Source organism: Marinobacter sp. MBR-105 (assembly GCF_053628895.1).
In genome coordinates, this window is the sequence record NZ_JBRJHG010000007.1 from 232,459 (window position 1) to 242,532 (window position 10,074).

Sequence of the window (10,074 nt, forward strand, 5' to 3'; positions counted from 1 at the left end):
TTGTTACAAAAAATAACAGAAAATGTAGGCTGGCAAAGCTTGTATGGTAGTTTGTATGACGAACCAGATTTCCAGGTTTAACTGTCTGATTTAAAACAAAGATTCGATTCCCATCGCCCGCTCCAGACCAATACCCGCACACAGGCGAGTGTCCCTTAAAACTCTATGGTTACGCGCAAGCCGCTACCGGGCCCCGTCGAAAAACTAATGTTGCCCTCATAGCGAGCGACGATCTCCCGGACAATCGCGAGGCCCAGACCGTGGCCAGGGGTCTGCTCGTCAAGTCGCAGCCCTCGTTGCCCCAGACTGGACAAGTCGTCGCCATTGACTCCAGGACCATCATCAGAAACAACGATTTGTCTGCTGTTGTTGTCTTGTTTCAGCGAGAGTTCTACGCACCGCGACGACCATTTGCCGGCATTATCGAGCAGGTTGCCTAGCACTTCATTCAAGTCATGCTCCTCTATCGGCCAGCGGGTGTCTTCCGGCAGTGAGCTTGATAGTTCGAAGGATTTTTCCGGATACAGCCGCCCCAGCATCCACAAAAGATCCCGCGCCTGTTTGACGGGATAAGCGCTTTTCCCGACCTGGGGCCCGGCAAAGCGGCTGCGGCGCATTTCCGCTTCCAATTGTCTGTCGATGTCACTGAGACGGGCGGCCATTTGGATTCTTAGATCACTAGGCAATGGGCGATCCATATCCTCCAGTATCTGCCGGACGGCTGCGATGGGCGTTTTGACACTGTGTGACAGATTTGCGAGCGCATCCCGGGAACGCACCAGTCGCTTGTCGAGGGAGTCAAGCAACTGGTTTAACTGCATCACGAGCGGTTGAAATTCTTCGGGTGATGGTGCATTGATCCGGGAAATCTCTCCATCCTGCAATCGTTTTAACGCCGCTTTCAGTGTCACCACCGGCCGCAGCGATAGCGTGATGCCAAACCAGATGACGGCAACCAGAAGTGCGATCAACAGCACCGACACCACGGCTGTCCAGGCGTGCAGCTCGGCCTGACTGCGTTTCAGGGCCTCCAGATCCTCGGATACAACCACGACGATCGGTGACCCGTTCACCTGAAAAGAGTGACGGTATGCCAGGATATCGGACGGACTGTCCGGCGCCTGACGGCCTTCAAGACGAAGCGTGCCATTCTGCTTATGGTTGATCAGTGGTGCCAGCAAGGGTTCCCAGGCCTTTGGCGATATGATGGTTCGATCGGGCGTGCGTATGGCGAAGGCATGATGGAAGACGTCCTGGAAGTAATCACCGGTCTGCAGGGTTTCGACTTGACCTCTGACCTCGCGAATCTGGTGCTCCAGAAAGGCAGCTTCGTCTTTAAGGCGGCTTTCAAGGAATTCCCGGGACATTCGATCCAGCAGCAGGCCGTGGACAAACCAGGCTACGCCCATCAGAGCGATGCCGGCGGGCAGCAATAACACCAGCAGCATGCCTTTGACGGATGCTGGCCTTTTAACGTTGGGCATTGAACATGTATCCCTGGCCACGGCGTGTGGTGATCGTTTCGTTGCCGACCAGCTTTCTCAAGCGCCGAATATACGCCTCAATCACGTTTTCGCTGGGGCTCTCATCCAGGTTGTATAGCTGCTCCATTAGCTGTTCCTTGGAAAAGATGTGGCCCGGACGGCTCATCAGGCATCGTAGCAGGCGGAACTCAGTACCCGTCAGGGCGTGTTCTGCTCCTTCTTCTGTCCGCAGGCTCTGGCGATTTTCGTCCAGTTCGAAGCCACCGGCTTTAACCTGGGAGTGCACTCGCCCTTCGCTGCGGCGTATGAGTGCATTGATGCGGGCGATCAGTTCTTCTGTCTGGAACGGTTTGGCCAGATAGTCATCCGCCCCTGCTTTCAGTCCATTGACCTTGTCCTGCCAGTCGCCTCTGGCGGTGAGGACCAATACCGGGCACTCGACGAGCTTCGATCGCCATCGTTTCAAAACCTCCAGCCCGTTGCCATCCGGCAGGCCGAGATCGAGAACAGCGGCACGATAATCCTCCTGCTCCCCCAGAATCTGGGCCTCACGGGCACTGGACGTGTGGTCGATGCTAAACCCCGCTTTTTCCAGCTGTCTGACCAGCCCCTCGGCCAGCAAACGGTCGTCTTCAACGAGCAATAAACGCATGTATCCGTCCTTAACGGTGCTTGTTTCAGCCGCCAGTGTCGTCGATCAACCTGAATTGTGCCTGAACGCAAGAAAGTGCCCGTTTTTCAGAAAGAATTCAGGTTGGTGAGAGAAAGTGTCGACTGATTCTGGACATTGCTCAAGATTCAGTACGAATCAGCCGTGTTCTCAAAACCATTATTCCACAGGAGACAAACGGATGAATGCATCAAACCTGATTGTGGCCGGCCTGGCTTTTTCGATGTCGGTATCGGCGTTTGCGGCTGGCACCCATGGCGGTGGTCACGGCCATGGTGCTTCCATTGGCGAACCGGGAAAAGCCTCAGAAGCCAGCCGGACCATAACGGTTGAAATGCACGACAACTACTACGAACCCGAAGAAATCCGTGTGAAGCCGGGCGAAACCGTTCGGTTTGTGGTGCAGAACAAGGGCAATCTTGTGCACGAGTTCAACATCGGGACTCCGGGTATGCATGAGGCCCACCAGAAAGAAATGAGAATGATGGTCGAGCATGGCGTGATCCAGGGTAACAAGTTGAATCATGACATGATGAACATGGACATGGGCAACGGCCACTCGATGAAACATGACGATCCCAACAGCGTCCTGCTGGAGCCGGGCCAGAGCCGGGAAGTGGTCTGGACGTTTGCCAATCAGGGCAATATCGAATTCGCATGTAACGTACCAGGGCACTACCAGTCTGGCATGTACGGTGACGTGAATTTCGAATAAGCCGGTAGATGGCTTTAACCATGACGTTATGGGCTGACGCTACACCCTCCTGTCAGCCCCGATAAAGTGCGTTTGGAGCAAAACACATGAACATTCGCTTGGGTGCAGTAGTGCTGTGCCTGCTGATGCCCGCACTGGCGTTGGCTGGCGAGTACGACCTGACGGTTGATCGCGTAGAAATTGATACCGGTGATTTTGTAAAGCAGGGCATCGGCTACAACGGCAAGTCTCCCGGGCCGGTACTGAGATTCAAGGAAGGTGAGACTGTCCGGATCATTGTGACGAATAACCTTGATGAAATGACATCCATCCACTGGCACGGGCTTATCCTGCCCTATCAACAGGATGGCGTGCCAGGTATCAGTTTCCCGGGTATCAAACCGGGTGAGACCTTTACCTACGAGTTTCCCATTCAGCAGGCTGGGACCTACTGGTTTCACAGCCACTCGGGCTTTCAGGAGCCGGATGGGGCCTACGGTGCGATCGTGATCGAACCTGAGGGCCGGGAACCCTTCCGGTACGACCGGGAATACGTGGTCCAACTAACGGACAAGCATCCGCATTCCGGTGACCGCATCATGCGCAACCTGAAAATGATGCCGGACTACTACAACCGTAAACAGCAGACCGTTGGTGAGTTTTTCTCTGATAGCTCCGAACAGGGGTTCTGGAACACCGTCCGGGATCGCCTGGCCTGGGGTGATATGCGCATGATGAAAGCGGATGTAGAGGATCTCCAGGGGTTTACGGGCCTGATTAACGGCAAAGGCCCGGAGCAGAACTGGACGGGGTTGTTTGAGCCGGGTGAACGCATTCGGCTGCGGTTCATCAATTCCTCCGCCATGACCTATTTCGATGTCCGGATTCCGGGCCTGGATATGACGGTGGTGCAGGCGGATGGCAATAACGTGCAACCGGTGACGGTGGACGAATTCCGCATAGGCGTCGCGGAAACCTATGACGTGATCGTGCGCCCGAGAGATGAACAGGCCTACACCATCTTCGCCGAATCCATGGGGCGTTCCGGATACGCCCGGGCAACACTGGCTCCTGAAGAGGGAATGGAAGCGGCCGTGCCGCCACTGCGAGAACCTGCCCGCCTGACCATGGCGGATATGGGGAATATGCATGGTATGGATCATGGAAACATGGATATGGGCAGCTCGGACGATATGGCCGGCATGGACCACTCGTCGATGTCGGGAATGGATCACTCCGGCATGTCTGGCATGAATCACGGCTCCATGATGATGGATAACCAGGCTCAACATGATCCGTTTTACGCCAGAGGCAGTGGCCTTGTGCCGACCGCGGCCAATGGCGGTAAGTTCCTCTCCTATGCCGATCTGAGGGCGCAGAATCCGTTATACGAGGAGCGTGAACCGACCCGGGAAATCGAGCTCCGCCTGACCGGTAATATGGAACGTTACAGCTGGAGCATTAATGGCGTTAAGTATGAAGAGGCTGATCCGATTCGTCTCCAATACGGGGAGCGCGTCCGGTTCAAGTTCGTCAATGAAACCATGATGACGCACCCCATGCATCTGCACGGCATGTGGTCGATTCTTGACGTGGGCGCCGGTCAGTGGAACCCGATCAAACACACCATTAACGTGAACCCGGGTACCACGGTGTATATGGAAACGGAGGTTGATGAACCGGGCCAGTGGGCATTCCACTGCCATCTGTCCTATCACGCAGCTGCCGGTATGTTCCGAAAAGTCATCGTCGAGGGGGGCCCAGATTCGCAGCAGGCGAAAACAGAGGCGATGGCTGAAGATGGAGGTGAGGCATGAGTGGGGTGCGATTCTCTGGGGCCGTCAGTTTGTTTGCCTTCCTTGTATTGCCGGCTATGGCCGCGGCACAGGCAATGATTGCAGATACCTCTGGCCGCAAGCAACCGCTGACAACCTGGGGTATTCAGTTTGAAGAACTTGAATACCGATACAGTGATGACGATGAGGGACTGGGCGTCTGGAACGCCGATGCCTTCTACGGTACAGATGATTTCAAAGTGCGGCTGCTCTCGACGGGCGAATACGAGATTGAGGAGCAGGCCTATGAAACGCTGGAACATCAGCTGGTAGGTCAGATTCCCGTTTCCAGGTTCTTTGATGCCAAAGCGGGTGTTCGTTTCGATACGCCGGAGGGCCCGGACCGCACCTACGCTGTTTTCGGTGTGACTGGACTGGCGCCGCAGTGGTTCGAGATCGATGCCAGCCTGTATGTAAGCAAAGAGGGTGATACCTCGGCCGCGCTGGATGCAGAGTACGAACTGCTGTTCACCAACCACTGGATTCTGACAGCAACACTGGATGCAACCGTGGCGTTCAGCGAGGACGAGGAAATCGGTATCGGCAAAGGACTGGTTTCTACGGAAACAGGCCTGCGGCTGAGCTATGACTTTATTGACCGCGCCGTCTCACCCTATTTCGGTGTGGTGCATGAACGGAAGTACGGTGATACCGCTGATCTGGCTGAGACCGCTGCTGGAAGCACGGAAGACTGGTTTGCCGTGATCGGCGCCCGGATCGCTTTCTGATGTTGATGGGCCATGGGGCTACTCATGGCCTTTTCCGCCAGCGAATTGATGCAATTCAAATCCACCAAAAATCTCAATGGCAGGAGGTCGAATGAGCAAGGAGGAAGACCGAACCACTCGCTATCAGGAAGGCAGTCTCACTCTACCTGGGACGGTCATGCTGGGTACCGGCGTCATGATTGGTGCCGGTATTTTTGCACTGACCGGGCAGATGGCGCAGATGACCGGCGTGCTTTTCCCGCTGGCCTTTCTTGCTGCGGCAGTGATTGTGAGCTTCAGCGCCTATTCCTACATCAAGATTTCCAATGCCTACCCCTCCGCCGGCGGTATTGGCATGTACTTGCACAAGGCCTACGGAAATCGGCTGCCGACAGCCTTCAACGCCCTCCTGATGTATTTCTCGATGGTGATTGCCCAGAGCTTCCTGGCTCGCACCTTTGGGTCCTACACCATGCAATTGTTTGGTGGCGATGACAGTGGCCGCATGGTGTCCATTCTTGGCGTTGGCCTCATTCTGGTGGCTTTTCTGATCAACCTGATGGGCAATCGGATGATTCAGGGTGTCGCGTCCTTTATCGGCGTACTGAAAATCGGTGGCATCCTGATCTTCGGTCTGGTCGGGGTCTGGATTGCCGACACAATCTCGGTGGATTTTTCAGAGCCCGGTGAAGCCGGAACCCCGGGTAACTTTCTCGGCGCAACTGCATTGGGGATCCTGGCATTCAAGGGGTTCACTACAATTACCAACAGCGGCTCGGAAGTGATCGATCCGAAGAGGAATGTGGGGCGTGCCATCGTTATTTCCATTGCTGCCTGCGTGATGATCTATACGCTGGTCGGGTTTGCCGTAGCCAGTAATCTGTCTCTTGCCGAGATTATCGAAACACAGGATTACTCGCTCGCTGCAGCCGCACGCCCGGCCCTGGGCGAGTACGGTGTCTGGTTTACCGTCGCCATTGCCATGATGGCCACGGCGGGCGGGATTCTGGCCAGCGTCTTTGCGGTGTCCCGCATGTTGGCCATGCTGACAGAAATGAAACTGGTCCCTCACCGGCATTTTGGTATGCCCGGCAGCATCCAGAAACACACCTTGGTATATACCGTGGTTCTGGGTCTGGTCCTCACTGCATTCTTTGATCTGTCACGAATAGCTGCGTTGGGTATCGTGTTTTACCTGATCATGGACATTGCCATTCACTGGGGCGTGTTGCGCTATCTGCGGCAGGACATCAAGGCCAACCGCTGGGTGCCGGCCACCGCCATTTTGTTGGATCTTTTGGCTCTGGGCGGTTTTGTCTGGGTGAAGCTGAGTACGGACCCGTTCGTCATTGGTGTGGCAGTGGTCACAATGCTTGTGATTGCAGTGTCCGAACAGGTCTTCCTGAAAAAATCACCGGAATCTGCGCAAGCGAAACAGGAACAGACTCACGCGCATCACCACCATTAACCAGAATCAGGAAGAGAGGCCATTACCATGATGGAAGACAACATGTTTGGGAACACGATGTGGGCGGGCCACTGGCTCTGGATGCTGGTGATCGCCATTGTGGTCGTCATTCCGGCCTGGCGTATTTGTCAGCGCACGGGGTATCCGGGCTGGATGGGTGTGCTGATACTGATCCCTATCGTCAATCTGGTTCTGCTGTATTTCATTGCATTTGCAGACTGGCCCGCCGATAAAGGAGGAGATCGGAATGGCTGAGCATCATCACGCCCATCACCACGATCATCACACTGCTAAAGAAGCTGGCGAGCATACCGCCAAGGACCCGGTCTGCGGTATGGCAGTGGATCCGCATACTGCAGAGCATCGTAGCCGGCTCGGGGGCAACACCTGGTATTTCTGCTCGTCACGTTGCAAGACCAGATTTGAGGAGAATCCGGAGCAGTATCTCGGTGACGAAAAGAAGCAGCAAGATCCGGTAGCGCCGGGCACCATGTACACCTGCCCCATGCATCCGGAGATTCGCCAGCAAGGGCCGGGGGACTGTCCCATCTGTGGAATGGCCCTGGAGCCCGAGCAGGTGAGCCTGGATGACGGGCCTTCGGAAGAACTCAGGGACATGACTCGCCGCTTCTGGATTGGCCTGGTACTGACGTTACCGGTCTTTCTCCTGGAAATGGGCGGGCACCTGACCGGGCTTGATCATATTGTTGCACCTCAGATGTCCAACTGGATTCAGTTAGTACTGGCGACGCCAGTGGTGCTCTGGTGCGGTTGGCCCTTCTTCGTCCGGGGCTGGAAATCCGTCGTTAGCCATAACCTGAACATGTTTACTCTTATCGCCATTGGCACCGGCGTGGCGCTGATCTACAGCCTGGTGGCCACGTTAGCGCCACAGATATTCCCAGGTGCCTTTCGGCAGGAAGACGGCTCGGTGGCGGTGTATTTTGAGGCGGCGGCCGTCATCGTTGTGCTGGTATTGCTTGGTCAGGTGCTGGAACTGCGGGCCCGGGAGAAAACCTCCGGCGCCATCAAGGCTTTGTTGGATCTGGCGCCTGCCACAGCCAGGAAGTTGGATGAGGATGGCAGCGAATCCGATGTGGCGCTGGATCAGGTCAAGGTTGGTGACCGTCTGCGGGTGCGCCCCGGCGACAAGGTGCCGTTGGACGGCGAAGTGCTCGAAGGCAGTTCCAACGTGGATGAGTCCATGGTGACCGGGGAGCCTCTGGCCGTCAGCAAGAAATCCGGCGACCAGGTGATCGGCGGCAGTATTAACCAGCAGGGCAGTTTCATCATGCGCGCCGACAAGGTTGGCCGCGATACCATGCTGTCCCAGATCGTTCAGATGGTGGCCAGTGCGCAACGCAGCCGGGCGCCGATTCAGGGGCTTGCAGACAAGGTTGCCGCTTACTTCGTGCCGGCAGTCATCGTGATTGCGATCATCGCCTTTATCGCATGGTCTGTTTTTGGCCCCACGCCGCCCATGGCCTTCGGCCTGATTGCTGCCGTAAGCGTTTTGATCATTGCATGCCCCTGCGCACTGGGCCTGGCAACACCCATGTCAATCATGGTTGGCGTTGGGCGCGGTGCCCAGAGTGGGGTCCTGATACGGGATGCCGAAGCGCTGGAGCGCATGGAAAAGGTAGACACCGTGGTGGTGGATAAAACCGGCACGCTGACAGAGGGCAAGCCGCAAGTCACCCGACTTGTCGCGGCAAAAGGATTCAGTGACAACGATCTGATGCGCTATGCCGGCGGTCTGGAAAAGGGCAGCGAGCATCCATTGGCCCACGCCATCCTCGATAAAGCCAAGAGCATGGATCTGGAGCTGCCGGATGCAGAGGACTTTGATTCGCCTAACGGAAAAGGGGTCACCGGTGGAATCGATGGCAAGCGGGTGCTGCTCGGCAATCGCCTCCTGATGGAGTCCGAGAATGTCGACACCGCAAAATATGACGGCGAAGCCGACCAGCTCCGGAAAGACGGCGCGACTGTGATTTTTGCGGCTGTCGACGGCAACGTCGCAGGCTTGCTCGCGATAGCCGATCCGGTCAAGGAAACCACCGAAGCCGCCATCTCCGCCCTGCAGAAGGACGGCATACGGGTAGTCATGCTGACCGGCGATAACCGCACGTCAGCCGAGGCTGTTGCCCGCAAGCTGCATATCGACGAAGTGGAAGCGGAAGTGCTGCCGGAAGACAAGGGCAAGATTGTTCAACGCCTGAAGGACGAAGGCCGTGTTGTCGTGATGGCAGGCGACGGCGTGAACGACGCGCCTGCACTGGCGACGGCGGATGTGGGTGTCGCCATGGGCACTGGCACCGATGTCGCCATTGAAAGTGCTGGCATTACCCTGCTTCGCGGCGACTTGATGGGTATTGTGGAAGCTCGCCGTTTGTCGCTGGCGACCATGCGCAACATCCGGCAGAACCTGTTCTTCGCCTTCGTCTACAACTCTGCAGGCGTGCCAATTGCAGCAGGTGTTCTGTATCCATTTTTCGGCATATTGCTTTCGCCGATTTTTGCAGCGGCGGCCATGTCCCTGTCCTCGGTCAGCGTGATCGTGAATGCGCTGCGGCTACGGGTGACCAAGCTCGGGCCTCAACAGTAAATAGGTGATCGGCCTCAGAGATAGGGCTCTGAGGCCGTTGATAATACCGCTTACTGATCCCGACTGTGGTGATCCGAGTGGCGCGCGTTGGCCCGTTCCCTGATCATCTGTATGTGAGCCTCATGCATCATACTCAACTCGCGCTTGGACATAGACGACATCATCGTCATCATCTTTTTCATATCCGGACTGATCATGCCTTTCATGTTTTCTCCCGTCATACCCGGATTATTGCCACCAGGTGATGTGGCATGGGTAACGCTGCTTCCAGTTATATCAGGGTAACTGCGAGTTTCATTTATCCTGTCTGCCAAGCCAGTATTAGCCGTCGCTATAGTGGAAAAGAATAAGGTGATTGAAACTGCCAAGACTGATTTATTCATAATAATATCCTGTAGTTTAAAGTTATCTGATGATTCAGTTACGTTTCAGTTTTCTATGATGTACTTGCTCTTGAGCTCGGTGTTGGCTGGCTCAGGAAATCGAGCCAGAGAGAGTTTGCGTCTCCACTAGCCCGGATTTCTCATAGGTCCCCGGCAAGTCTCGCAGACTGAGCAGGTTACCGCCATTACCGCTCATTTGCGGTCGCGATTGATTAATAACTGATC

At 55.8% G+C, this 10,074-nt stretch carries 9 protein-coding genes; 6 read left to right on the forward strand and 3 right to left on the reverse strand.

The genetic code is table 11. The features are described from left to right. Positions 1–155 precede the first annotated feature (155 nt). On the reverse strand, positions 156–1,484 hold the full coding sequence (locus tag ACSSVV_RS10605) for an ATP-binding protein (protein ID WP_023007860.1): 1,329 nt from the start codon (positions 1,482–1,484) through the stop codon (positions 156–158). Beyond that, positions 1,471–2,136 carry a response regulator transcription factor gene (locus tag ACSSVV_RS10610; RefSeq protein WP_011783704.1) on the reverse strand — a complete coding sequence of 222 codons (666 nt, stop codon included), beginning with the start codon at positions 2,134–2,136 and terminating at the stop codon, positions 1,471–1,473. Before ACSSVV_RS10610 ends, ACSSVV_RS10605 begins: the two co-directional genes overlap by 14 nt. 199 nt (positions 2,137–2,335) lie before the next feature. Between ACSSVV_RS10610 and ACSSVV_RS10615 the strand changes: the two genes are divergently transcribed. The 6 genes from ACSSVV_RS10615 (at position 2,336) to ACSSVV_RS10640 (ending at position 9,466) form a co-directional block, all read left to right on the forward strand. Continuing rightward, complete coding sequence (locus ACSSVV_RS10615) at positions 2,336–2,869, forward strand: cupredoxin domain-containing protein (protein ID WP_011783705.1); 534 nt, start codon at positions 2,336–2,338, stop codon at positions 2,867–2,869. A gap of 86 nt (positions 2,870–2,955) precedes the next feature. Further along, positions 2,956–4,665: a copper resistance system multicopper oxidase gene (locus ACSSVV_RS10620; RefSeq protein ID WP_454106209.1), complete on the forward strand. Its 1,710-nt coding sequence runs from the start codon at positions 2,956–2,958 to the stop codon at positions 4,663–4,665. Further along, positions 4,662–5,411: a copper resistance protein B gene (locus ACSSVV_RS10625; RefSeq protein ID WP_023011974.1), complete on the forward strand. Its 750-nt coding sequence runs from the start codon at positions 4,662–4,664 to the stop codon at positions 5,409–5,411. The genes ACSSVV_RS10620 and ACSSVV_RS10625 overlap by 4 nt, the downstream gene beginning before the upstream one ends. 91 nt (positions 5,412–5,502) lie before the next feature. Continuing rightward, positions 5,503–6,858, forward strand: a complete 1,356-nt coding sequence (locus ACSSVV_RS10630) for an APC family permease (RefSeq protein ID WP_454106210.1) — start codon at positions 5,503–5,505, stop codon at positions 6,856–6,858. 27 nt (positions 6,859–6,885) lie between these two features. Beyond that, positions 6,886–7,113, forward strand: coding sequence for a DUF805 domain-containing protein (locus ACSSVV_RS10635; protein ID WP_011783710.1), 228 nt, complete (start codon positions 6,886–6,888; stop codon positions 7,111–7,113). Next, positions 7,106–9,466 (forward strand): heavy metal translocating P-type ATPase, encoded by a 2,361-nt coding sequence (locus ACSSVV_RS10640; RefSeq protein ID WP_454106211.1) that lies wholly within the window; start codon positions 7,106–7,108, stop codon positions 9,464–9,466. Before ACSSVV_RS10635 ends, ACSSVV_RS10640 begins: the two co-directional genes overlap by 8 nt. A gap of 50 nt (positions 9,467–9,516) precedes the next feature. On the opposite strand, the gene ACSSVV_RS10645 is transcribed toward ACSSVV_RS10640, so the two are convergent. Further along, entirely contained in the window at positions 9,517–9,672 is a 156-nt protein-coding gene (locus ACSSVV_RS10645) for a hypothetical protein (RefSeq protein ID WP_222180463.1), read from the reverse strand. Between the last annotated feature and the right edge of the window lie 402 nt (positions 9,673–10,074).